This is a genomic window from Bradyrhizobium sp. WBOS08 (assembly GCF_024585125.1).
GTDB lineage: Bacteria > Pseudomonadota > Alphaproteobacteria > Rhizobiales > Xanthobacteraceae > Bradyrhizobium > Bradyrhizobium japonicum_B.
On the sequence record NZ_CP028988.1, the window covers coordinates 601,525 to 625,945 of the forward strand.

17 protein-coding genes are annotated in these 24,421 nt (G+C 64.7%); 11 read left to right on the forward strand and 6 right to left on the reverse strand.

The features are described from left to right. Positions 1-48: 48 nt before the first annotated feature. The 4 genes from DCM80_RS02825 to pgm form a co-directional block, all read right to left on the reverse strand. A complete protein-coding gene (locus DCM80_RS02825; RefSeq protein ID WP_257195650.1) occupies positions 49-1,029 on the reverse strand; it encodes a PDR/VanB family oxidoreductase in 981 nt (326 codons plus the stop codon). An 11-nt stretch (positions 1,030-1,040) separates the two neighbouring features. Beyond that, complete coding sequence (locus DCM80_RS02830) at positions 1,041-1,793, reverse strand: GntR family transcriptional regulator (RefSeq protein WP_257195651.1); 753 nt, start codon at positions 1,791-1,793, stop codon at positions 1,041-1,043. A gap of 3 nt (positions 1,794-1,796) precedes the next feature. Further along, positions 1,797-2,846: an aromatic ring-hydroxylating dioxygenase subunit alpha gene (locus tag DCM80_RS02835; RefSeq protein WP_257195652.1), complete on the reverse strand. Its 1,050-nt coding sequence runs from the start codon at positions 2,844-2,846 to the stop codon at positions 1,797-1,799. Positions 2,847-3,150: 304 nt separating this feature from the next. Continuing rightward, positions 3,151-4,797 carry a phosphoglucomutase (alpha-D-glucose-1,6-bisphosphate-dependent) gene (gene pgm, locus DCM80_RS02840; RefSeq protein ID WP_257195653.1) on the reverse strand — a complete coding sequence of 549 codons (1,647 nt, stop codon included), beginning with the start codon at positions 4,795-4,797 and terminating at the stop codon, positions 3,151-3,153. A gap of 129 nt (positions 4,798-4,926) precedes the next feature. Between pgm and DCM80_RS02845 the strand changes: the two genes are divergently transcribed. From DCM80_RS02845 to DCM80_RS02855, 3 genes are all read left to right on the forward strand, one after another. Then, positions 4,927-5,130, forward strand: coding sequence for a hypothetical protein (locus tag DCM80_RS02845; protein WP_257195654.1), 204 nt, complete (start codon positions 4,927-4,929; stop codon positions 5,128-5,130). Between the two features lie 1,099 nt (positions 5,131-6,229). After that, positions 6,230-7,366: a S9 family peptidase gene (locus DCM80_RS02850; protein ID WP_257195655.1), complete on the forward strand. Its 1,137-nt coding sequence runs from the start codon at positions 6,230-6,232 to the stop codon at positions 7,364-7,366. 316 nt (positions 7,367-7,682) lie between these two features. Next, positions 7,683-8,393 carry a transglycosylase SLT domain-containing protein gene (locus DCM80_RS02855; protein ID WP_257195656.1) on the forward strand — a complete coding sequence of 237 codons (711 nt, stop codon included), beginning with the start codon at positions 7,683-7,685 and terminating at the stop codon, positions 8,391-8,393. 10 nt (positions 8,394-8,403) lie between these two features. Here the strand turns inward: DCM80_RS02855 and DCM80_RS02860 are convergent, their stop codons facing one another. After that, positions 8,404-9,135 carry a response regulator transcription factor gene (locus tag DCM80_RS02860; protein ID WP_257195657.1) on the reverse strand — a complete coding sequence of 244 codons (732 nt, stop codon included), beginning with the start codon at positions 9,133-9,135 and terminating at the stop codon, positions 8,404-8,406. Between the two features lie 448 nt (positions 9,136-9,583). Between DCM80_RS02860 and DCM80_RS02865 the strand changes: the two genes are divergently transcribed. Beyond that, positions 9,584-10,744 (forward strand): acyltransferase, encoded by a 1,161-nt coding sequence (locus DCM80_RS02865; protein ID WP_257195658.1) that lies wholly within the window; start codon positions 9,584-9,586, stop codon positions 10,742-10,744. Positions 10,745-11,045: 301 nt separating this feature from the next. Continuing rightward, the gene (locus DCM80_RS02870; RefSeq protein WP_257195659.1) at positions 11,046-11,894 is read left to right on the forward strand and encodes an MBL fold metallo-hydrolase; all 849 of its coding nucleotides are present in this window, start codon (positions 11,046-11,048) and stop codon (positions 11,892-11,894) included. A gap of 6 nt (positions 11,895-11,900) precedes the next feature. Here DCM80_RS02870 and DCM80_RS02875 read toward each other — a convergent pair whose 3' ends face one another. After that, positions 11,901-12,776, reverse strand: a complete 876-nt coding sequence (locus DCM80_RS02875) for an aldose 1-epimerase family protein (RefSeq protein ID WP_257195660.1) — start codon at positions 12,774-12,776, stop codon at positions 11,901-11,903. 164 nt (positions 12,777-12,940) lie between these two features. Here DCM80_RS02875 and DCM80_RS02880 point away from each other — a divergent pair, with 164 nt between their 5' ends. The 6 genes from DCM80_RS02880 (at position 12,941) to DCM80_RS02905 (ending at position 23,873) form a co-directional block, all read left to right on the forward strand. Beyond that, positions 12,941-14,044 carry a glycosyltransferase family 1 protein gene (locus DCM80_RS02880; RefSeq protein WP_257195661.1) on the forward strand — a complete coding sequence of 368 codons (1,104 nt, stop codon included), beginning with the start codon at positions 12,941-12,943 and terminating at the stop codon, positions 14,042-14,044. 225 nt (positions 14,045-14,269) lie between these two features. After that, the gene (locus tag DCM80_RS02885; protein ID WP_257195662.1) at positions 14,270-15,448 is read left to right on the forward strand and encodes a glycosyltransferase; all 1,179 of its coding nucleotides are present in this window, start codon (positions 14,270-14,272) and stop codon (positions 15,446-15,448) included. Further along, positions 15,448-16,785: a hypothetical protein gene (locus tag DCM80_RS02890; RefSeq protein ID WP_257195663.1), complete on the forward strand. Its 1,338-nt coding sequence runs from the start codon at positions 15,448-15,450 to the stop codon at positions 16,783-16,785. Before DCM80_RS02885 ends, DCM80_RS02890 begins: the two co-directional genes overlap by 1 nt. A 29-nt stretch (positions 16,786-16,814) precedes the next feature. Beyond that, a complete protein-coding gene (locus DCM80_RS02895; protein WP_257195664.1) occupies positions 16,815-18,089 on the forward strand; it encodes a glycosyltransferase family 4 protein in 1,275 nt (424 codons plus the stop codon). 10 nt (positions 18,090-18,099) lie between these two features. After that, positions 18,100-19,491: a hypothetical protein gene (locus DCM80_RS02900; protein WP_257195665.1), complete on the forward strand. Its 1,392-nt coding sequence runs from the start codon at positions 18,100-18,102 to the stop codon at positions 19,489-19,491. A gap of 473 nt (positions 19,492-19,964) precedes the next feature. Further along, a complete protein-coding gene (locus DCM80_RS02905; RefSeq protein ID WP_257195666.1) occupies positions 19,965-23,873 on the forward strand; it encodes an RHS repeat protein in 3,909 nt (1,302 codons plus the stop codon). The last annotated feature ends 548 nt before the right edge of the window (positions 23,874-24,421 follow it).

Below are 24,421 nucleotides of genomic sequence, written 5' to 3' on the forward strand. Positions count from 1 at the left end.
GTGGAGCCCGCAGCGCGGTCCATTGCCCTAACGGGCTTCAGAGCAAGCTCAAACCGCATCCGCCCGCAGCAGCGTGTCCACGGTGACGGTCCCCCGCGCGCGGGAGACGCAGGCGCAGATCTTCTGGTTGCTCTCTTTCTGGTGGTCGCTGAAGAAGACGTCGCGATGGTCGATCTCGCCGTCGACATCGACCACGTCGATGGCGCAGAGGCCGCATTCGCCGCGCTTGCAGTCGGATATCACCTCAAAGCCGCTGGCGTTGAGCACGTCAAGCATCGAGCGCTCGCGCGGGATTTCCAGCTCGACATTCGAACCCTTCAAGCGCACCCGGAACGCCTCGGTCGGCAGCGTGCCGCTGGAGCCGAAGGTTTCGTAGCGCAGGTCGGGCAGCGGGTGGCCGGCTCCGATCCAGGCATGGCGCGCAGCGTCGAGCATGCGCATCGGGCCGCAGAACAGCGCGAGCGCGCCCTTGGGGAGCGTGCCGAACAGCGCGTCGAGATCGAGCCGCTTGCCTTCGTCGCCGGCATGGACGACCAGACGATCGCCGAGCAGCGCGGCGAGATCGTCGAAATAGGCCGCCTCTGCCCGCGAGCGCATCGCATAATGCAGTTTCACGTCGGCCCCACGCCGCACCAGCGCCTGCGCGGCGCCGAGGAGCGGCGTGATACCGATGCCGCCGGCGATCAGGCAATAGCTTTGGCGGGACCAGTCCACCGCAAGGAGCGAGGCGGGCTGGGTGATGTCGAGCCGCGCGCCCGGCTTGAGCTGCCACATGTAGCGCGAGCCGCCGCGGGAATCGTCAGCGCGGCGCACTGCGATCCTGAAACCCTCCGGCGAGGCCTCGCCGACCAGCGAATAGGATCGCGTCTCTGGCAGGCCGTCGATGGTCACGCTGATATTGATGTGGCTGCCGACCGGATAGGCGACACCGTCATACTGATCGGGCCGGATCAGGAATTCGCGAATGCCGGGGGCGAGATCGCGCGTCGAGACGAGCGTTGCCGGAGTCCAGGTTTCGATGAAGCGCATGGTGGCGGCCCTCAGTCGGTTGCGGACTTGATCAGCGCGAGCGCCGGCAACAGGTCCAGATGGGTCCGGTTGCGCAGCGCGAGCCGCAAATTGCGCACTGCGAGCCGTGCGTGCTCGCGCATGATCGCTTCGGCGCGCGCGCCTTCGCGGTTCTCGATCGCGTCGATCACGACGCGGTGGTGGTCCTGGGCGATGATCAGGATCTGCTGCGCCTCCGGCAGCGCCGACTGCGCCATCACGAAGCCGCTGGGAGATGCGAACGGCAGCGCCGAGGCACGGTCGATCTGGCGGATCAAGGGCGGGCTGCGCGACAATTCGGTGAGCAGCGCGTGGAAGCGCGCGTTCAGCGTGACATAGGACGAGAACGCCTCGATCGAGATCGGCACCTGGCGCAGCAATTCGTCGATCGCGGCCAGGCACTCCTTTAGCGGCTCGAGGTCGCGCGCGGAGACGCCGCGCTCGGCCGCAAAGCGCGCGGCGAGGCCTTCGAGCGTGCCGCGCAGCTCGATGGAATCGGAGATGTCGCGTTCGGAGAACGCCTTCACCATGAAGCCGCCGGAGGGAATGGCCTCCAGGAGGCCCTCCTCCTCCAGCCGCACCAGCGCCATGCGCACCGGCGTGCGCGAGGCGCCGGTGGTCTCCACCGCCTGCAGCTCGGAGATGCGCTCGCCCGGCCGCAAGGCGCCGGACAGGATCTGGTCGCGCAGCGCGAGCTGCGCCTTCACGGTCTGCGAGACGGAGCGGTCGACTTCGCGCTCGGCCATGACCTACTCCGCGGCCTGAAGGCGCTGCGGCGCGCTTTCCTTCGCCACCATCTTGTCGATCAGCTTGCGCGACCACATCGCGCCGGCGTCGATGTTGAGGTTGTAGAAGATGCGGTCCGGGTTCTCGTCCATGGCGCGCTGCTGGGCTTCGAGGATCAATTCGTCCTCGCGGAAGATGCCGGAGACGCCCTCGCGGATCTCGGACGTGATGCGCTGCTCACCTAGCTGGTAGTTGCGCACGAAGGCCCAGAAATAGTGGCAGGTCTTCTCGGTCTCCGGCGTGATGGTGTTGAGCACGAAGCCGTTGACGCCCTGCGAGCGGTCGCCTTCCGGGGCGCCGGTACCGGTTGGCGCCACGCCGACATCGATCGCGATGGTGCACGGCGCCTCGAAACGGATGATCTGCCAGCGGTCGACGAGGCCGGGCTTGCCGAGCTGCTTGGCCCAGAACGGCGGCGGCTCGATGTTGCGCATCCAGCGCGTCACCGTGACGGTCTTCTCGCCATGGGTGACGTCGAACGGCGCCTCGGCGACCGCCTCGTTGCCGATCGAGGAGCCGTGCACGAAGGTCTCGTGGGTCAGGTCCATGAGATTGTCGAGCACGAGGCGATAGTCGCATTTGACGTGGATGGTCTTGCCGTCGCCGGCCCAGGCCGGATCGTGATTCCAGTGCAGGTCGGGGACGAGCGCGGGATCGGCCAGCGCGGGATCGCCCATCCAGAGCCAGATGTAGCGGTGGCGCTCGACCACGGGATAGGAGCGCACGCAGGCCGACGGATTGATGGTCTCCTGCGAGGGCATGAAGGTGCAGCGGCCCTGCGCATTGAATTTCAGGCCGTGATAGCCGCAGACCACGGTGTCGCCTTCGAGCCGGCCCTTGGACAGCGGCACCAGGCGATGCCAGCAGGCGTCCTCCAGCGCGGCGACCGAGCCGTCGGCCTTGCGATACATCACGACATGCTTGCCGCAGATCGTCCGCGGCAGCAGCGCCGGCTTCACCTCTGCATCCCAGGCGGCGGCGTACCAGGCGTTCATCGGGAACGGCTTTGTCATCGGTCTCACTCCCACGGCTCTGTATGCGTTATGTATACAATAGCCGAGAGGTGGAATTGTTCAAGGCTCAAATAGGTGTATTATTATACCTTAATCAGGGATAATGTATACACTGCTCATGGTCATCGCCCGCGAAGGCGGGCGATCCAGTACTCCGCAGCGGAAGTTGCCTGCACCGATGACTGCCGCGGAGTACTGGATCCCCCGCCTTCGCGGGGAATGACAGCCGTGGCTGCGGCCCAAGCTGAGCATGCGGCCTGCGCTCAAGTGCCTTCAAAGGCGGGCAAGAGGGGCTGCCTGGCAGCTACGCTCCGAATACCTTCGCCAGACCCGCCTGCGCCTCTTCCTGAATCCGCTTCAGGTGCTCGGGGCTGCGGAAGCTCTCGGCGTAGATCTTGTAGACGTCCTCCGTCCCCGACGGCCTTGCCGCGAACCAGCCGAAATCGGTCTCGACCTTGATGCCGCCGAAGGGCTGGCCGTTGCCGGGCGCCTTGCTCAGCGTTGCGCGGACCGGATCGCCGGCGAGGCTCTTCAGACCGAGCTGTTCGGGCGTAACCGACTTCAGGATGGTCTTCTGCGGACCCGTCGCGGCGACGTCGATGCGGGCGTAATGCGGCACGCCGAACTCGGCGGTGAGATCGCCGAACAGCTGGCTCGGATCGCGGCCGGTCCTGGCCATGATCTCGGCGGCGAGCAGGCCGAGGATGATGCCGTCCTTGTCGGTGGTCCAGACCCCGCCGTCGCGGCGCAGGAACGAGGCCCCCGCACTCTCCTCGCCGCCGAAGCCGAAGCCGCCGGTGAGGAGGCCGTCGACGAACCATTTGAAGCCGACCGGCGTCTCGACCAGCTTGCGGCCGAGCTTCTTGGCGACGCGATCGATGATCGAGCTCGACACCACGGTCTTGCCGATCGCGGCGTCCTTGCCCCAGTTCGGCCGATGCGCGAACAGATAGGAGATCGCGGTCGCCAGATAATGGTTCGGGTTCATCAGGCCGCCGGATCGCGTCACGATGCCGTGGCGGTCGGCATCGGTGTCGTTGGCAAAGGCGACGTCGAAGCGGTCGCGCATCGCGATCAGGCTCGCCATGGCGTAGGGCGAGGAACAGTCCATGCGGATCTTGCCGTCCCAGTCCACCGTCATGAAGCGGAAGGTCGGATCGACCGCCTCGTTCACCACGGTGGCCTTCAGGCCGTAGTGCTCGATGATCGGATGCCAATAGCGCACGGCGGCGCCGCCGAGCGGGTCGATGCCGATGTTGATGCCGGCGGATTCGACGAGCTCGAGATCGACGACCTCGCCGAGGGCTGCGACATAGGGTGTGACGAAGTCGGTCGGGTGGACGGTCGATGATTTCAGCGCCTTCGCATAGTCCATGCGCTTGACGCCCTTGAGAGCGTCGGCGAGGTAGGCATTGGCGCGCTTCTCGACCACGCCCGTGACATCGGTGTCGGCCGGGCCGCCATGCGGCGGATTGTATTTGTAGCCGCCATCGTCCGGCGGGTTGTGCGAGGGCGTGATGACGACGCCGTCGGCCAGGCCGTCAGTGCGGCCCTTGTTGTAGGCGAGGATCGCGCGCGAGATCACCGGCGTCGGTGTGTAGCCGCCGTCCTTGTCAATCATGATGTCGACGCCGTTGGCGGCGAACACCTCGACGGCGCTGACCAGCGCCGGCTCGGCCAGGGCGTGGGTGTCGATGCCGATGAAGAGCGGGCCGGTCAGGCCCTTTTCCTTTCGATAGTCGCAGATCGCCTGCGTGGTCGCGAGGATATGGCCTTCGTTGAACGTGTTCTTGAACGAGGTGCCGCGATGGCCGGAGGTGCCGAACGCCACGCGCTGCGCGGGATCCGCGACATCGGGCTTGCCCGCGAAATAGGCCGTCACCAGCCGCGGAATATTGGTGAGCGCGTCCGGCGAAGCCTGCTTGCCCGCCGCGGGATGAACATCAGCCACTGGAATATCCTCGTCGTTGTCAAAATTGAGGCCCTACCGCACCATAGCATTGGGCTTGCACACGCCAACTCAAAAGCCATCGGCCGACGCCGGCAACAAATGGCCGCATTTGGGTCCATGAATTGGGACATGACCATTCTCGCAACGGCCGTGCTGCTCGCCAGTTCCTTGGTGCTATCGTCTCCCAGATACGTCGAGCGAACGGGCGTCGAACTCAACCCGACGCTGCGCAACGCAGCCGTGGATCATGACCTCGCCAAGGTAAGGCGCCGGTTCGAGCGGGAGCTCCGTGGCGACACCACGGACAGCTTCGGCGCATCCACCAGGCGCTAGTGCGGTAGTGCCGTAGGGTGGGCAAAGGCGCCCTTGCGCCGTGCCCACGATCTGTCCGATGCGGCGATAGACGCGTGGGCACGCTGCGCTTTGCCCACCCTACGAGATCGCGTTTGTGGCACGCGCAGCGCAAATCGCAGACATGCCTTCTCGCTCTCGCGGCTGAATTCGCCCGAGCTTTGCATGATCACTCCGCCCTCAATCCAGGAGGGCGCAGGGAAGGCCGGGTGCTGACAACGCACCCGCGGTCCGCTGCGCGAAAATGCACACGCAGGAAGAACCGCACAGCAGCATACAGGTGGTGCCGATCACTCGGCCTTCCCTGCGCGGTGGTCGGACGGCTTATGCCGTACTCTCCCGGGAGCCGAACTTCCTTCTGGCCTCCCTCGCCGTTCGAATTGACGATGCCGTCCGCCCGGTTGGGCTCGCGCACATCTTCGATCCGGCTTGACCGTAGCAACGACGGCCAGGACCACACGGTTTTGCCGTACGCACGGCCCGCCCTTTCGCCGCAGTATTTCCAGCCCTGTCGACGAAGCTGCGAAACTTACAGGCGAGACGAAGCCTAGCAGCGCCGTTCGTCCGCACGCGGCCACGGACTCACAGGGACTACCCGCCCTGCCCGCACCTCTCATGCCGACGCTGCCGCGTCCACCGCAAGCCCGGCTCGCGATCAAGACGACCTCGAGATCGCCCCTCCTGGTGAGCCGGGATGGGTGACACATACGTCAAAACCGAATTTCGGTAAAGTGGAATATTTTTGTGGAGATGGGTTGACAGAGAGCGACACAGGCCAATCGCATGTGGCGCCCTGCGAGACCTGAGCGCGCGCCTCGTCCTTCGAGACGCTTGCTACGCAAGCTCCTCAAGATGAGGCTAAGCGGCATTCGTGCCTGTTGAAACTCGTGCCGCGCACCCGCATCCTCATCCTGAGGGCCCGCCAACGGCGGGCGTCTCGAAGGATGGCCAAAGGCCAGATCGCTGCCACGCGATCGCCCCGCCTTCATCCCCCGGAGATCAGCGTGGTTGGCTGCGGGCTCACGGTCGCGTAAGGAGATCATGTTATGCTTGCCGCAATCGAGGCCGGTCGAATCGTCCCATGGCTCTTACGCGCAAGCTGCTTCTGCTGATCGCCGGCCTCGTCGCGGCGGCGACACCGGTGCGCGCCGCCGAATTCTACACCGAGGACCTGCGCATCCCCATGGCGCAGGCGGGGCCGCAGGGGCTCGAGGCCTTTCTGGTCCGCCCGGCGGGAGCGAAGCGCTATCCGCTGGCCCTGCTGAGCCACGGCTCGCCGCGCAGCTTCGAGGACCGCGCGACGATGTCGGCCCACAGATATTACGGCATCGCGCTGGAATATGCCCGGCGCGGCTTTGCCGCGCTGGTCGTGATGCGGCGCGGCTACGGCACCTCGCCCGGCGGACGCATCGACAGCGTCGGCGGCTGCGCGAAGGCCGCCTATTTGCCCGCAGCCGCGATCGCGGTTGCCGATTTGCGCGCCGCGATCGATGCGATGGCGCGCCGGGCCGACGTGACGACGTCGGGCATGATCGCGGCTGGCCATTCCGCCGGCGGGCTCGCAACGATCGCGCTCACAGCGCAAGCCCCGCCCGGTCTCGTCGCCGCGATCAACTTCGCCGGCGGCCGCGGCTCGCGCGACGACGACGACGTCTGCAATCCGAACGGGCTGGCGCAGGCCTTCACGGCTTTCGGCCAGTCCTCGCGTGTGCCGACGCTCTGGGTCTATGCGGCGAACGATTCCTACTTCGGCCCCGAGCTCGCGCGCCGTCTCCATGACGGGTTTCGCGCCGGCGGCGGCAACGCGACATTCGTCGCGGCGCCGCCCTACGGCGACGAAGGCCACTATCTCTATTCGGTGGCGGGCCGTCCGCAATGGACGCCTTATGTCGACGCCTTCCTGCGCGAGCGCGGCCTCCTCAGTCGCGACATCCTAAGCCCGCCCGATTCCCTGCCGCCGCCGCACCAGCTCGACGAGGCCGCGCGGGCCGAGTTCTCGCGCTATCTCGCCAGCATGCTGCCGCACAAGGCTTTCGCGGTGTCGCCGAACGGCGGCTACGGCTGGCGCGCGGGGCGCAGCACGGCCGACGAGGCCCAGCGCGACTCGCTGGCCGCCTGCCTGAAATGGTCACCGACCTGCACGCTCTATGCGGTCGACGACCGCCTGGCCAGCCCGCCGCAAACGCCTGCCACTGATCAGAGCGCCCGCGCACGCTAAAGCGGATGGCTTCAGTCGAATCGATTGCCGCGGCCGTTTACCTCTCCCGCTTGCGGGAGAGGTCGGCGCGAAGCGCCGGGAGAGGGCTTTCTCCTCTGAGGGATTATCCCATTGCGGATATACCCTCTCCCCAACCCTCTCCCGCAAGCGGGAGAGGGAGCGCATCACGGTCGTTGCAGCGATCGAGCCTCATGCCATCATGCTTTAGTCGCCGCGCCGAAGGCTGGTGTTAACTCCGGCGCTCTATGACGGAGCCATGCTGTGGGATCGGGCACGCTTCAATCTTGGCGCTACTCTTTGCGCGGCGTGGCGAACCGTGGCGGCCGTCCTGCTGCTGTCGGCCCCGCTCTGCGTGCACGCCGCAGACGGCAACACGGAGCTCGGCGCAGGCGAGACGCCGTCATCCCGGGCGCTGATCCGGAAGATCATCGAGAGAGAAACCGCGCGCACCAATCTGCCGGCGGACATTGCCGAAGCGGTCGTCTTCGTCGAAAGCGGCTACAATTCGGCCGTCATCGGCAACGCCGGCGAGATCGGCCTGATGCAGGTGCGGCCCGACACGGCCGCCATGCTGGGCTTCCGGGGCAGCGAGGCGGAACTTGCCGAACCCGACATCAACATCCATTACGGGGTGCTTTATCTCAGCCAGGCCTGGCGTCTGGCCGGCGGGGAGATCTGCCGCGCCCTCATGAAATACCGGGCAGGCCATGGCGAGGAAGCGATGACGCCGAGGTCGCAGGTCTATTGCAACCGGGCCCGCAACCGCCTTGCCGCCATGAATTCGACCTTGACCGGTGCCGAAGCGGTGGCTGTTCCGGATCCGGCGCCCCCTGTCGCGGCGGCGGCTGCAGCTCCGGCAAAGCCGGCGGGCCGCTCGAAAGCGTCGGTGCAGCCGAAAGCCGTCTATGCCCAATATCGACAAGGCACCGCGGCCGCCAGCCGCGCCTATTGGGCGGCCCACGAGGCCAAGGTCAGCAAGATCAAGGCTCGCATCGAGGCAAAGTGGAAGCGCGTCGCAGCGCGTTGAAGACGATGCCCTACAGCCGCTCGCTGAGCGCGAGCTTGTAGCCGACGCCGGTGACGGTCGTGATCACGGGCGTGCCGCTGCCGACCAGCTTGCGGCGCAGCCGCGCCACCAGCGCGTCGACCGTGCGGATGTCGACCTCGGCCTGGCGGTTGCTGACGACCTCGATCAGATAGTCGCGGCTAAGCGGCCGTCCATCGGCGCCGACCAGCGCCGCGAGCAGATCGAATTCCGCGCGGGTCAGCGACACCGGCTTGCCGTCGCTGCCGAGCAATTCGCGCCGGGTCAGGTCGATGATCCAGTCGCCGAAGGCGATCGAATTGTGGTTGCGCGCCGCCTTGCGGTCGAGCGAGCGCCGCCGCAGCACGCTGCGGGCGCGCGCGAGCAGATCGCGCAGATTGATCGGCTTGGTGACGTAATGGTCGCCGGCGATCTCCAGGCCGAGGATGCGATCGACGTCGGTGTCGCGGCGCGTCACGAAGATGATGCCCGCGTTGCTGGTCGCCTGGATCTCCTTGGCGAGCTCGAAGCCGTCGCCGTCGGGCAGCTGCACGTCGAGGAAGATGAGATCGGTGCGCCCGCGCAGCGCCTGGCGGCATTCCGCGCAGGAGCCGGCGCCGACCACGTCGAAATTCTGGTCGCTGAAATAGCCGACCAGCATGGTCCGCGTCACCGGATCGTCCTCGACGACGATCAGCCGCTCGCGGCCGGCGGGGCGCAATTCCCGAATTGCGGAATCAACCACGGTCTTGGGTATCCTGTCTGCCTGCGGCCCGGCTTTGATGACCTGCGGCCCGGCTTGGATGGCCTGCGGCCCGCCTTGGATGGCCTGCGACCCGCCTTGAATGGCCTGCGGCCCGCCTTGGAGATTCAAGCCGCCGCGCAACGCGCTGTCATGTGAACGGACATTCACGACCTGTTCGAGCCCCCGAAACTAGCCGCCGCAATATTAGGCGCGTTACCGCGCGCAAACAATATTGGTCATGGTCTTGATGCATTAAGTATGAATTGGCCCACACTTCTCGCCAGGGCATCAATGCGCAGGATCGCCGGTGCCTCGCCGGTAGCGATCGATCCCGCCTTCGTCTCAGAGGCCCGACCGCCGGTTAACGTAAAGACTGCCTTCGGCTTCGGAAAGCCAGCCTGCCCCTCTATGGTCCGGCCTGCACAATGAGAACCACGGAGCAGGCGTGATGCAGGGGCAGGCCCGGTTGGATGCCGGTCGAACCGAGCCAGGAACGGCACCGTTCGGCCGTTCGCACACGCTCGATGTCCTGCGCGGCCTTGGCATTGTCGGCGTGATGGCGATCCACGTCTCGCAGGCGTTTCCGTCGCACATCCGCGTCGTCGATTACGCTTTCATGTTGGGCTGGACCGGCGTCAACGTGTTCTACTTCGTCAGCGCCATGACGATGTGCCTGATGTGGACGCAGCGCAGCGGCGAGGCCGATCCGACCCGCAAGTTCTACATCCGGCGCTTCCTTCGCATCGCGCCGCTGTTCTGGCTCGCGATCCCTATCTACCTCGCCATCAACGGCACCGGGCCGAGCGACAATGCGCCCGGCGGTATCGGGCCGGTTCAGGTGATCCTGACCGCGACGTTCCTGCACGGCTTCTGGCCGGACAGCGTCAACAGCGTGGTGCCCGGCGACTGGTCGATCGCAGCGGAGATGACCTTCTATCTGGTCTTCCCGCTTCTGATCACCGCGTTCGGATCGCGCCGTCGTCTTTATCTCGCGTTGGCGATCGTGCTGCATCTCGTCAATGTCTGCCTTTTCAAGCCGTGGGCCTTCGCGCTGTTCGCGGCCCATTACGGTCCCGGCCACGAGGGGTTCGTCTGGACCACGCTGCATCTCAGCTTCCTGAACCAGCTTCCGGTGTTCCTGATCGGATGCGCCCTGTTCTTTTCGCTGCGCGACGGCTTCAGCAGATCCGACGCCGCGATCTTCGCAATCTTCATCGCGCTGTCCTTCGTCGCCGACCGCGCCACCGGCTCGCATGAGTTCAACTATCTCATGATCAATCTCGTGCTCGGCGCGCTGGTGACGGGTTGCATCAAGCTTGCCATCCGCTTCCAGCCGCTCGAAGCGCTCGGCCGCAACTCCTATTCGATGTACCTGTCTCACTTCGCGATGATCTACGGCCTGCGTCAGATCTGGCCGCTCGCGGACGGGCTGATCTCGCTGCTCGTCGCCTATGTCGTCACCGCCGCGCTGAGCTATCTCGTGGCACGCGCGACATGGCATCTGGTCGAACGGCGCGCGCAGGACCTGGCGCATCGCCTGACAATGGCGGGATCGGGCCGCTCGAGCCTCCGGCCAACCATCGCCGCCAGTGCGGCCGGCATGAGCTGAACGAGGCCTCTACCTCACCCGTCCCAGGGCTATCGCTTCTGGCGCTTTGAGGGATCTGTGGGCACGCCTCGTCCTTCGAGACGACCGCTTCGCGGTCTCCTCAGGATGAGGCTAATTGTCATTGTGCTCGTGGTACCGCGCACCCGGTCCTCATCCTGCGGGCCCGCCGAAGGCGGGCGTCTCGAAGGATGGCCACAGGCGAGATCGCTCCCATATGCGATTGCTCTGCCACTCCGGTGCGGCTTGCGTCATGGCCGCCTTCGTATCTACTGTGAAGCATCTTCACGCTGGAGTGGGCACCATGGAGGTCATACTGCTCGGCACCGGCGGCCCGCGGCCGGACCCGCGCCGCATGGCGACGACCACGCTGATCAGGCTCGGTGACGAGAATATCCTGTTCGATGCTGGCCGCGGCGTCGTGCTCCAGCTCAGCAAGGCCGGCGTTTCACTCGGCGCGGTCAACACGGTCTTTCTCACGCACCATCACTTCGACCACATCGGCGACCTCTACGATGTGATGCTGAATTCATGGATGCACGGGCGCAAGGACGCGTTGCGCGTCTATGGACCGCCGGATACCGAGCGGCTCGTCAACACGCTGGTCACGCAGGTCTACGACAAGGACATCGCCTGGCGGGATCAGGGCGAGCCGACCCTTGGCGGCTGGAAGCCCGTCGTCGCGACGGACATCGTACCGGGTCCGGTTGTCGATACCGGACGCTGGAAGATCAGCGCCGAGCTGGTCTCGCATGGCGATGGTCTCGACATGCAGCCGGCCTTCCTGGCGAGATGGATGTGTCTCGGCTACCGCTTCGAAGCGGAGGGCAAGGTCATTGCAATTTCCGGCGACACCGTCCCCTGCCCCGGGCTGGAGCGGCTGGCCGAGGGTGCCGACCTGCTCGTCCAGTGCTGCTTCCTCGCAACGCCGGAGATCAACAACGAGCACCTGCGCCGCCTTGCGAAGTTCACGATCGCCTGCGGCGACACCGTCGGCAAGGTCGCGGCCAAGGCCGGCGTCAAGAAGCTCGCGCTGACCCATCACCGGCCACGCACCGACGACGTCATGCTGAACGCGCTGCTCGACGATGTCAGGCGGGACTATGCGGGCCCCGTGGTGCTCGGCGAGGATCTCACGCGGATCGAAGTCTGAGCGCCCTCAGCAGGGTCCGACCTCGATCCGGAACGACAATTGCTCTTCGGCGCCTGCTGCGATGTGCATCAGGCCGGGCTTGTCGCTGAACTCGCCGTCGAATCCGGCTGGACTGGCATAACCGCGCCAGGGCTCGATGCAGAGGAATGGCGCGCCGGATGGTTTCGACCAGACGCCGAGCTCGCGAAAGCCGCGCCATGACATCTTGAGCCAGGGGCCGCTGGGCGCGGCGTAGCGGACCGCGTTGCTCTCGATCCGGTCGAAAATGACGGCGTCGTCGGTGAACAGGGATTCGGACAAGGGGAGCACCGCGCCTTTGACCGGGCTCGGCTCCGTTGCCGCGCGCAGCAATCCGCCATCGAGGCGACGGACGGGAGACGATTCCACGCTCGCAAAGGTCAGCGAATAGCTCTCCTTGGCAAGTCCGCCCTGGAGCGGCCAGTTGAACGCGGGATGTCCGCCGATCGAAGCCGGCAAGGTCTCCTTGCCGGTGTTGGCGATCACGAGCGTCAGATCGAGACCGGCGCTGTCGAGCGCATAGGTTGCGGTCAGCCGGAACGCGAACGGATAGAGAGCACGCGTCGCCTCGCTGTCCTCGAGCACCAGCGTGCAGCTTTGCTCGCCGCGCTCCGTCCATGCAAAGCGGTTGTCGCGCGCAAAGCCGTGCTGGGTCATCCGGTAGGTCTTGCCCCGATGCCGCAATTCGTCCTTGGCGAGGCGCCCGACGATCGGAAACAGCAACGGCGCATGGCGCAGCCATTCCGGTCCCGCCTGCCAGACGAATTCGGTGGTGCCGTCCGTCAACGAGCACAGCTCGGCACCGTGCGCCTTGACGGTGCTGGCAAGTCGGCCGTTGCGGAGAGTGTGGGTATCGTCACTCATGGCCGACATCTACACCGCGCCCTCACACGCAGCAAGGCGGCTCCGCTGGTGCCATCGGAGCGTTTTGGCGTCGGGCTGAGAGCAGCGTCATATTTCCGTACCTAATGATTGCTCCTGTGGGGCTCGTCCACCACCCGAAAGCCGATGAAACCCATGGTAGCCAATTGAAGTTCTTCATCAACGGGCGCTTTCTGTCGCAAAAGATCACGGGCGTTCAGCGCTATGCCGCTGAAATGGTCAAGGCGATCGACGCGCTTTTGGCGTCGGAGCACATTGCCGCCTCGCTGCGGAACGCGGATTGGCAATTGCTCACGCCAGCGGATGCAACCGAAAGCCTCGATCTCGACCGAATCAAGATCCGCACCGTCGGTCGCTTGCGTGGTCATGCCTGGGACCAGATCGATCTGGCGCGCGCCGCGGCAGGAGGCCGCCTGATCAGCCTGGCCAATTCCGGCCCCGTCTTCCATCGCGACCACATTGTCGTGATCCACGACGCTCAGGTCTTTCGCAGGCCGGACTTCTTCAACTGGCGCTATCTGACCGCCCATCGCACCATGGGCCGGCTGCTCGCGCGCCACGCAGCCATCGCAACCGTGTCGGGCTTCTCCCGCCGCGAGCTGGCCGAGGTGCTGAATCTATCGGCATCGCGCATTCCGGTGTTTCCCAACAGCGCCGAACACTTCGCGGCGACGACGCCCGACCCCGGCATTCTTGCCAGGCTGGGCGTCCAGCCGCAGAAGTTCTTCCTCTTCGTGGGATCGAAGACCAAGAACAAGAATCTTTCCGTGGCGATCCGCGCCGTTCAGCTGCTCGATCGGGCCGACGTTCCGCTGGTCATCGTCGGCGGAGATAATAGCAAGGTCTTTCAGGACAATTCGGGCCAGGGGGTTTCCGGCCTGCTGCTGGCCGGACGACTGACGGACAGCGAGATTGCAGCGCTCTATGCGCATGCATCGGCATTCGTGTTTCCCTCGCTCTATGAAGGTTTCGGCGTGCCGCCGCTCGAAGCCATGATCTTCGGTTGCCCGGTCATCGCCTCGACGGCTGATGCGGTCGTGGAAACGTGCGGCGATGCCGCTGCGTATTTTGACGCCAATGATGCCGAAGCATTGAAGCAACTCATGCTCGAAAGATTGGCAACCGGCGCCATCTCGGAGCAGGAACGACGACGGCAGCAGGAGCGCGTCGCATTTTATTCGTGGCAGAAATCGGCCAAGTCTTTGCTCGAGCATCTCGCACCACCGGCAAGCGTTGCCAGCGCTGCTTGAAGTTTAGTGCATTTCACCTATTGCGCGCGTCGGTTTTCGCACAAGCGGTTTGCAACTGGCTGCAACGCGGGTGCCTTCGCGTTGTTCCATGACATGATGTGTTCATTCACGTGTCCAACGCGCGCGCAATGAGCTTGGCGCAACATCACCACATCGCTGCCCCATTATCGCTACGTATTCGAGGAACTGTGTTTCGCACTCGCGAACACAGAACAGGGATACACGATGTCCGGCTCTCCGACGCAGCCCTATGCAAGGCAACCGATGAAAGTGCTGCACGTCGCCGAGACGATTCGCGGCGGGATTGCGAGCTATCTGAACGAGTTGCATCCGCAGCAGCAAGCAAGCTTCGGCGCCGAGAACGTGCACTACATCGTGCCCTCGGATCATCGCCGCGATCTCCCCGGGATCGATGACAGCCAGATTACGACGTTCGAGCGATCCGGCCGCAGCGTCGCCGGACTATTCCAGATGCTGCGCGCGAGCATGCAGGCGCTGGATGCCTTCAAGCCGGACGTGGTGCACCTGCATTCCTCGTTCGCGGGCCTCGTGCTCCGTCCCGCGCTCGCGGCCCGCTCGGACGGACCGCGCGTCGTCTATTGCCCGCACGGCTGGGCGTTTTCGCGCGAGACCGGCCGCCTCAGTCACGTGGTGACGAAGGCGGCGGAGAACCTCCTCGCACGAACGTCGGACCGGATCATCTGCATCTCCGGCGACGAGTTCAACGAAGCCGTCCGCGCCGGAATTCCTGCCGACCGGCTCACCATCGTCCATAACGGCATCTCGAAGACTCGCTCGCCGCAGCCTCTCGCCGCGGACTGGACTTCCAAGAAGGTCAAGGTTCTCTTCATCGGACGCCTCGACCGTCAGAAGGGCTTTGATCTCCTGATCGAGGCGGCGCGCACGCTCGAAGACGTGCTCGATATCCGCATGATCGGCGCCTCCGTCGTCAACAAATACGAAGGCCCGAGCGTCCCGTCCAACGTCACCCTGCTGGGCTGGCTCGAACGCCCGACCATCGAGACCCAGCTCGAGGCCGCCGATCTCGTCGTGATCCCGTCACGATGGGAAGCCTTCGGCCTCGTTGCCCTGGAGGCGATGCGCGCGGCAAAACCCATCTTGGCGTTCCGCAGCGGAGCCTTGCCCGAGATCGTGGTCGACGGCGTCACCGGCGTGCTTTGCGAGCCTGTCGGCGTTCAGCCGCTCGTGGACGGCTTTCGGCGGGCCCTCGATTTCGATCTCAGGGTGTTGGGGCAGCGCGGCTACGACCGCTTCAAGCAGCTGTATGACGTTCAGAAGACGCATGGCCAGTTGCAGCAGGTCTATCTCGAGCTGCTGCAGGACGACCAGGCCCCGGTCGAGGCGAAGGCAGGACTGCAATCGGATCTCTCCAAGAATTTCTGATGGCTCCGCTAGTCTCACGCACCTTGGTTCGCGACAGTCTCCGCCTCGCGAGCCTCATCGCATCCATTTTTCTGCCGGTCTCCGTCTGCGCCCAGCAGGTGCAACCGCTCGAGGCCCGATTCCTGCTGGGGGTCGGCACGCATCAGGGTCTGGGCGGCCCGGTGAGCGCGCGCGGATACGTGCCTTCGCAGAACGTCGCCCAGATCAAGCAGCTCGGCCTCAACGCCTTCCGCGATGATTTTCCCTGGTCCGATTTCGAGACGGGGGGGCGCCGGATGGGATTCACGCCCAGGCTCGGCAGGCTGGAATCGCAAGTCAGGTCCGGCGTCGCGCGCCCACTTCTGATTCTCGCGTTCGGTCATCATCTGGTGCCGAATTCCTCGCCGCCCACAACCGACGAGGCGCGGCAGCGGTTCGCCGATTATGCCGCGGCGGCGGCGCAATCGGTCTTGCTGCAGCAGCCGCTGTTCGAGCTCTGGAACGAATGGAACTTGGCTGCGAAGAAAGATGCCGCGTTCTCGCCGGAGAACTATCTGGCGCTCGCGCAAGTCGCGCGGCCGGCGGTCAAGCGGGTCGCGCCGAATGCGCCGTTCCTGGTCGGCGCGCTCGGCGACGACCTTGGCTGGACCTGGACGGAGAAGATGCTGCGGACCGGCATCCTGCAATATGCCGATGGCGCTTCGATCCATCTCTATAATTTCTGCATGGGGCCGAGCAAGCGCACCTCGGCCGAGATCATCGACCGACTGACGGCGTTTCACCGCCTGGTCGGCCAGGCCAGCGGAAACCCCGACTTCCCGATCTATGTCACCGAGACCGGCTGGACTACGGCGAGCAACAAATGCGGCGTCAGCAAGCAGGCGCAGGCCGACAATAGTGCGCAGCTGATCCTGTGGGCATCGACCGCGGCGCGCTGGCTCAAGGGCATGTGGCTCTACGAGCTCAAGGACAGCGGACAGAATCCATCGGACCTGGAGCACAATTTCGGGCTCTACCGTTTCGACAATTCGCCGAAGCCCGTGGCCTGCGCGGTGCAGGGCGCCTGGGCTTTCATCCGCTCCAGCCTGAGTGCCGAACGTCGCGAGCTCGCCAGCGGCGTCGTGTCGATCAATGCATCAACGACCTCGGGCGGCAGAATTGCGGTCTGGTCCGAGACTCCGGACCGACGTTACGAAATCCGGCTCAAGGGTGATGCGCAAGGGGCGAGCTTTGCGATGCCGTGCGACCAGGCGGCAAGGCCTGCGTCCGGGGTCTGGATCCCCGTCTCGAGCACACCGGTTCTGATTGCAGCCAATGACAGTGCCGTTCCCGCCCTGGAGATCAGGCCGGCGCGGTAGAGCCGATTTGCAGACATGAGGTTGACGCGATGAAAGTTCTTTTGACGTCCACGCTTTATCCGACGCCTCAGGCACCCAAGATCGTGGGCGGCGCGGAGATCTTCGCCCGTCGTTTCGCCGAAGGCCTGACGCAACGCGGCGACGAGGTGGAAGTGATCCGGGCCGCGTCCAGGCCCGAGCAGGGCCCGGAAACCTGCGACGGCATCAACGTCTACTCCGCGCCGGTGCGGAACGTGTATCTGCCCTTCACGGAGCAGAAGAACGTCGCGCTGCGCAGCATCTGGCACGCGATCGACGACTGGCAGATGCAGGCCCCGATGATCGCGGAACGCATCCGGGCCTTCAAGCCGGACGTGCTGCACTCCAACAATCTGTCGGGCCTCACCACCGCGATTTGGCGGGTTGCCGCCCAGCTCGGCGTTCCCGTGCTTCACACGCTGCACGACTATTATCTGACGTGCCCGCGCTGCTCCCGCTTCGACAACGGACGGTCCTGCGAGCACACCTGCACGAGCTGCGCTGTTCTGACCTTTCATCGCAAGCGTGCCACGCATTGGCTCAGCGCCGTGGTCGGCGTCAGCGAGCGCGTCCTGTCGATTCATACCGACATGGGCATGTTCGCGGAGACGCCGATCCGCACCGTGATCCGCAACGCCTCGACGGAGCCGCCGCGTGAACCCTATCCCCGTCCGGTTTGCACCGCCGAGGTGACGTTCGGATTCATCGGCCGGCTCACCGAAGAGAAGGGCATTGACAACCTGATGCATGCCCTCGCCATGCTGCCCCCCGACCGCATCCGGATGATGATCGCCGGCCGGGTCAGCGACGAGGAGCAGCGACGCCTCAGGTCGCTCGCGCCGGATGCGCGTATCGAGTTCATGGGCTTCGTGGCGCCGGACGATTTCTACAAGCAGGTCGACGTGGTGATTGCGCCCTCGATCTGGCACGACCCCGGTCCACTGGTCGTCGCAGATGCCAAGGCGGCCGGCAGGCCCCTGCTCGGAACCCGCTTTGGCGGCATGCCCGAAGTCATCGAGCACGGCGTGACCGGCTGGTTGACCGATGCCGATCCGCAATCCCTGGCCAGGAGCATGCTCGCGGTCGCCGCCGATCCGCACAAGATCGACGAGATCAGCCGACGCCTGATCGCGGATACCAACAAGTGGATCTTTGCCGACGTGCTGTCTTCATACAAGAACCTGTATGAACAATTGCGCGAACAGCGGATGTCGCGCATGCGCGCTGCGACGAATGAAGCGCCGCAGGGACGGGCCGTCGGAAAGGAGCGCCTCATTCCGCGATGACACGCCTGCGATGACACGTCTCTTGGCGATGGCGGGCTACGTCTATCAGAGCGCCGCGGCGATCATCCTGATCTTCGCGATCAGCCATCTGTTGCCCGCCGCCGACTACACCAACTTTTCCCTCGCGCTGGCCTCGAGCCAATTGCTCTGCGTCCTGATGTTCGAGTGGCTGCAGCTGGCGGGACTGCGCTTCCTGGCGGCAGCCAAGGAGAACGAGGCGGCCCGGCTGAGGTGGTCGCTGCTTGCAGCCGGCCTGTCGAGCGCGGCCGCGCTCGTCGTGGTCGGCGCGTGCGCGTCTGCGGCCAGCGTGCTCCCGACAGGGATCGTGGCGTTGGGTCTGGGCATCTCCGTCCTGCAGGGCCTGACGGACCTCTATTTCCTGTCGGTCCGCCTGTCCGACCGGCTCGGCATCGCCTCCTTCCTGCTTGCACTGCGTGCCACCGGCCTTCTGGCCGGTGCCGTCGCGGCAGGCGTGATCTCGGGGACGGCCGAAGCGGCGCTGCTCGGCATCGCGTCGGGGCACGTTCTGGGCCTCCTCGCCGGCCTGGCCGCCTATCGCACGCCGATGGAACGCGTGCCGTTGAAGAGGATGCTGGCCGACTGGAAGGACTTCTCCCGTTACGGGATGCTCGCGGCGGGCGCATCCGTCATCCATCTGTCGGTGCCGGTGCTGCTCCGCGTCGTCATCCTCGGCCGGCTGGGCGCGACGGGAGCCGGCGCCGGATTTTCGATGGCGCTCGACCTCCTGCAGCGCCCGTTCTGGGTCCTCAATGCGGCGATCCACACCGTGAGCTATCCGGAGGTCGTCAACGACTTCGAACACGGAGGCAGCGCAAGATCGGTGCAGTCGGCGCGCCGGATGTTCGAATTCATGATCTGCACGACCCTCGTGCTGCTCGGCGGACTGATCGGATTCATTCCGGACGCAGCACGTATCCTGGTGCCCCAGGCGAGCCTGGTTGGATTTCTGGAGACGGCGCCAATGGTCGCCGCCTTCTATTTCCTACACACCCATTTGCAGGCGACGACCGCGGTCGTCCCCCACCTCGAGAAGCTGGCGACCAGGCTGGTGCTCGTCGCGGCCGGCCAGCTCGCCGTCGTGGTGTCCATCTCCCTGGTCGCGGTGTCGGCCGGCCTGTCGCCGCGAGGGGCAGTCGGCTGGGCTGCGGTCGCCACGTTCGCGACGATATTGGTCGCACTCGGCCCGACCCTGCGGTTCGAGGCGTTCCCGCGCTGGCCGCTGGTGATGCAGGCCTTGGTGGCCGCACTCCTGATCGGATCGCTCGGCTCACTGCCGACGGAGCCCACGACGTGGCTCGCCGGCAAGATCGTGATCGCCGCGATTGCGACGGCGGTGATCGGATGGCGTGGCGACTTCTTGATGCTGGCCCGCCGCGGCTGATTTTCGCACCGACCTCTGTCGTGCACGCCGGGTTCCTGCACGGAACCGGCATCGTCAGCAAAGAGCGTCTGCACCCTCTCTGGGCAAACACAACCCTTGCGGGTACATTACATGACTTAACCGCCCATGGAAGCGGCATCTGCGAACTTCGCGTGCGAACGAAGTCCCGACAACGGCGACAAGCGAGTCGCGTGAGCGCGCTCCCAACAAAAATTGTAGAACCTTTCTGCGCCGCCTGCGCATACATTCAGCAGCGCAAATCCAGAAAATCTTGAAAGCGCCTTTCTCGCGCCACGTCGATCCGGCATCGCTCGAACATTCTGCTGCCACCGGGCAAGTCTGTTCCTGCACAAGGAACCTCGTTTCGCTCGCGATTCGCAGCTTCGATTTTTATCTGAAATTCACACTCCACAGAGAAGCTTGAACGCAAATCCCTGCGAGCATTCTCGCTCGCGTTGAAACTCGAGTGTGCAATGCCCGATCAAACCATCCTGTCCGCCAGCGGCTTCATCAACTCCATTGGCGTCAACACGCACGCCGGCTTCGGATGGACCGGCTACAACAATCTCGCGATGATGGTCGACAACCTCGAGTATCTCGGCGTCACCCATCTCCGCGACGCGATGGGAACCAGCCCGGCAGCGCAACCCGTCGTCGAGGGACTGGCCGCAGCCGGCTACAAGTTCGACTTCCTGGTGTCGTCCGCCCTGCCCCAGACCGGCACGGCCGGACTGCAGAAGTACATCGCCTCGCTGGAGAAGTTCGCGACGACCTATGCGGGCAGCATCAGCGCCATCGAAGGGCTCAACGAAGCCAATCACCAACCCTTCAGCTACAACGGCAGCTCGAGCCTCACCGCCGCAGCCCAGTTCCAGAGCGCGCTCTATCAGGCCGTCAATGCCAATGCCACGCTCGGCAGCATCCCCGTCTTCAATCTTTCATTGGCCTACAACGATCCGCAAGGCTACAGCCAGCTCGGCAACATGTCGGGCTCGGTCGACTACGCCAACGCCCATGCCTATGTCAGCACCAGCCTGACGACCAGCAGCTCGATTTCGGCGACGCTGAGCGCCGTCATGACCGCGGCGCCGGGCAAGCCCGTCGTCATCACCGAGACCGGCTACACCACGCAAGCCAACACCCAATATCTCGGCGTCAACGAGACGGTGCAGGCCAAATCGATCCTAAACACCCTGGTGGATGCCTACAAGGCCGGGGTGAGCGCGACCTATCTCTACGAGCTGTTCGATCGCGACTCGTCCGCCGGCAACACCAATCCCGAGGCCAATTTCGGACTGTTCAATTCCGACGGGACGCCGAAGCTCGCCGCCACGGCCATTCACAACCTGACGTCCATCCTGGCCGACGACGGCAAGGGCGGCCTGCAGCCGACCGATCCGTTGAACTACACCCTGAGCAACATGCCGGCCACCGGCAACAGCATGGTGCTCGGCAAGAGCAACGGCGCCTACGAACTCGTCGTATGGGCGGAGCCGAAGCTCTGGAACGATTCCACCGATACCGAGCTGACCAATACGGCCCAGACGGTCACCGTGAACCTCGGCGGCGTGCATCATTCGGTGAAGGTGTACGACACCCTGACGGGAACCACGGCGATTGCCAGCTACACCGACGTCAGCTCGATCACGATTCCGGTCAGCGACCACCCAATGATCATCGAGATCGACGCGCCCCCCGCCACTTCGACTCCGCCGGACACAAGGACCAGCGTCAGCGGCACGGCGGCCGAAATCGTGCCTGAGCTCTCCGACCTGAGCGACTCGACGGCGCTGCAGACCATCACGCTGACCGACTCGCACGTCCTGCCGGTCGCCTCGAAGGCGACCATGGACTACATCATCGCCCATTACGGCAGCGCGCTGTCCAAGATCCAGGGCGGCTACTCGTTCGCGGTGACGAACACCGCCTCGACCTGGAGCAGCACGAAGACCTATGATGTCAGCGGAACGCTGCTGTCGAAGTCGGATACCGGCCTGAACTCGAGCGGGCAGCCGACCTCGACCACCGTGGCCTACTCCGACGGTTCCAAGGATCTGATCAGCTACACGGGCGGCGTGATGACGAAGTTCGTCCACGTCGGCACCGACGGAATCAGGACCACCGACACCTACAACACGGCCGGAACCCTTCTGAGCGAAGTCGTCCAGAAGTCCGACGGCTATTACTCCACCACGCTCTACACCGCCGGTGTGAAGACCGCCGCCTACGTCAAGAACGCGGACCGCTCGCAAGACAACTATACCTACAACATCACCGGGAAGAGCTTCACCACCCAGGTGCAGCATCTCGACGCCTCGGGGAAGGTCACCTCGGTGATCCGCAGCCATGCCGACGGCTCGCTGGATTCGACCCAGGTCTACAACAGCGACGGCAGCAGCGTGATCACCACCTACAGCGCCACCGGCGTCAAGCTGGTGGAGACCACCTATCATGCCGACCGCAGCAAGGATGTCTGGACCTACAACATCACGGGCCAGAACTACACGACCGAGCACTACGACTACGACGCGAACGGGTTCATTACCAGCCTGACCCGCCTGCACGGCGACGGCAGTCTCGCCTTCAAGCTGGTCCAGACCAGTGACGGCACCAAGACGACCGATTGGTACAATGCCGCCGGCGTCCTCACCAGCGAGGTCGTGCAGACGGCGAACGGCACCATGTCAACGACGACCTACAGCAACGGCGTCAAGACCAACACCTACATTAAGTATGCCGACGGCAGCCAGGACAATTACGCATTCGGCATCACCGGCAAGAGCTACACCACGCAGATCCAGCACGTCGATCCGTCAGGCAAGATCACTTCCGTGACCCGCAAGCACGCCGACGGCACGCTCGATTTCACGCAAGTCACCAACGCCGACGGCAGCAGCGTCATCACCAACTACGATGCCGCGGGAACGCGGATCAAGGAAGCCAACCTGCACGCCGACGGCAGCAAGGACGTCTTCCTGTTCAACATCACCGGCCAGAACTATACGACCGAGCACGACGTCTACGATGCGACCGGCTTCCTCACCACGCTGATCCGCAAGCATGCCGACGGCAGCATGGCATTCAAGCTGGTGCAGAGCGCAGACGGGACCAAAACCACCGAGTGGTACGACGCCAGCGGCGTTCTCAACAGCGAGGTGCTCGAGAAGCCGAGCGGTTACAGCTCGAACACGGTGTACACCAACGGCGTGAAGACCGCGGCTTACATCACCAATGCCGACATGAGCCACGACAATTACAGCTACAACATCACCGGCCAGAGCTACACCACGCAGCACCAGCATCTCGACCCCACCGGCAAGACGACGGAGGTGACCCGCTGGCATGCCGACGGCTCGCTCGACTACACCCAGGTCGTCAACGACGACGGCAGCAGTGTCGTCACCAGCTACGATGCGGCCGGGGTCAAGAAGTTGCAGACCGACTACCACGCCGACGGCTCCAAGGACGTCTACCAGTTCAATATCGTCGGCCAGACCTACACGAACGAGCACGACAGCTACGACTCGACCGGCTTCCTCACCAACATCGTGCGCACTCACGCCGACAACAGCCTGGCCTTCACGCTGGAGCAGAGTGCCGACGGCACCAAAACGTCGGAGTGGTACGACGCCAAGGGCGTCATCACCAGCGAGGTGACGACCAAGAGCGACGGTTACAGCTCCACGACCGTCTACACCGCCGGCGTGAAGACGGCGGCCTATATCAAGAATGCCGACGGCAGCCAGGACAACTGGAACTACAACGTCACCGGGCAGTCCTACACCACCCAGCATCAGCACCTCGATGCCTCGGGCAAGCTGGTCGAGCTCACCCGGACCCACGCCGACGGCACCCTGGACTATACCCAGGTGATCCATAACGACGGCAGCAAGCTGACCGACATCTACGACAGCGCCGGCAACAAGACCCAGGAGATCGCCAACAACGCCGATGGCTCCAAGGACGTCTTCCTGTTCAACTTCAACGGTCAGACCGGCACCACGCAGCACGAGAACTACAACAGCGCGAGCGCGCTGCAGTTCTTCGATCAGACCAAGACCGACGGCACCCACAACGTCACGGCGGTCGCCGCCGGCGTCACGATCCAGGGCGGAGCCGGCAACGACGTGTTTTCGGCCGCACCGAGCTCGACCACCATCGCCTACGACCACGGCCAGGACCAGATCCTCAACTTCCAGGCCGGCGACGGCACGACCCACGACGTGATCCAGATCTCGAAGCTGCTGGCCGAAGACTACAGCCACCTGCAGATGACGCAGTCCGGCACGAACGCGCTCATCACGTTCTCCGCCACCGACTCGATCCTGCTGAAGAACGTCTATGTCTCCAGCCTGACGAGCCACGACTTCGTGTTCGTCTGATCGCGCTGGATCGCTTGGGGGGCCGGGACCATGCAATGTCCCGGCCCCGTTCATTTGTTGGGCGACTGCCTCCTCGCTGAGCAGCAGCCGGGAATTGGATGGTGCCCATGAAGTCCAGGGCAATCTCATATGCTGTGTATAATGCGGCGGCACCCGCAGTGGGCTCCCTCCCCGCTTGCGGGGGAGGGCTATCGCATATGGCGCTTTGCGAGACCTGAGCGCGCGCCTCGTCCTTCGAGACGACCGCTTTCGCGGTCTCCTCAGGATGAGGCTAAGCAGCATTGGTGCTCATCGAAACTGGTGCCGCGCACCTGGTCCTCATCCTGAGGGCCCGCCAACGGCGGGCGTCTCGAAGGATGGCCACAGGCGAGATCGCTCTCATATGCGATTGCCCTGCGCTTGCGGGGGAGGGTTGGGGAGAGGGTGTCTCCGCGTTGGGGCTGTCGGGAATTTGCCGAGTATGTCCCTGCGCTGCGAGAACCCTCACCCGCCACGCTCTGCGAGCGCGTCGGCCTCTCCCGCAAGCGGGAGAGGCGAAGCAAGCGCGG

What these genes read in the sequence shown, in the direction of transcription:
- DCM80_RS02825 (WP_257195650.1), bottom strand. Translation starts at nt 1,029, where the DNA reads ATGCGCTTCATCGAAACCTGGACTCCGGCAACGCTCGTCTCGACGCGC.
- DCM80_RS02830 (WP_257195651.1), bottom strand. Translation starts at nt 1,793, where the DNA reads ATGGCCGAGCGCGAAGTCGACCGCTCCGTCTCGCAGACCGTGAAGGCG.
- DCM80_RS02835 (WP_257195652.1), bottom strand. Translation starts at nt 2,846, where the DNA reads ATGACAAAGCCGTTCCCGATGAACGCCTGGTACGCCGCCGCCTGGGAT.
- DCM80_RS02845 (WP_257195654.1), top strand. Translation starts at nt 4,927, where the DNA reads ATGACCATTCTCGCAACGGCCGTGCTGCTCGCCAGTTCCTTGGTGCTA.
- DCM80_RS02850 (WP_257195655.1), top strand. Translation starts at nt 6,230, where the DNA reads ATGGCTCTTACGCGCAAGCTGCTTCTGCTGATCGCCGGCCTCGTCGCG.
- DCM80_RS02865 (WP_257195658.1), top strand. Translation starts at nt 9,584, where the DNA reads ATGCAGGGGCAGGCCCGGTTGGATGCCGGTCGAACCGAGCCAGGAACG.
- DCM80_RS02870 (WP_257195659.1), top strand. Translation starts at nt 11,046, where the DNA reads ATGGAGGTCATACTGCTCGGCACCGGCGGCCCGCGGCCGGACCCGCGC.
- DCM80_RS02875 (WP_257195660.1), bottom strand. Translation starts at nt 12,776, where the DNA reads ATGAGTGACGATACCCACACTCTCCGCAACGGCCGACTTGCCAGCACC.
- DCM80_RS02885 (WP_257195662.1), top strand. Translation starts at nt 14,270, where the DNA reads ATGTCCGGCTCTCCGACGCAGCCCTATGCAAGGCAACCGATGAAAGTG.
- DCM80_RS02890 (WP_257195663.1), top strand. Translation starts at nt 15,448, where the DNA reads ATGGCTCCGCTAGTCTCACGCACCTTGGTTCGCGACAGTCTCCGCCTC.
- DCM80_RS02895 (WP_257195664.1), top strand. Translation starts at nt 16,815, where the DNA reads ATGAAAGTTCTTTTGACGTCCACGCTTTATCCGACGCCTCAGGCACCC.
- DCM80_RS02900 (WP_257195665.1), top strand. Translation starts at nt 18,100, where the DNA reads ATGACACGTCTCTTGGCGATGGCGGGCTACGTCTATCAGAGCGCCGCG.
- DCM80_RS02905 (WP_257195666.1), top strand. Translation starts at nt 19,965, where the DNA reads ATGCCCGATCAAACCATCCTGTCCGCCAGCGGCTTCATCAACTCCATT.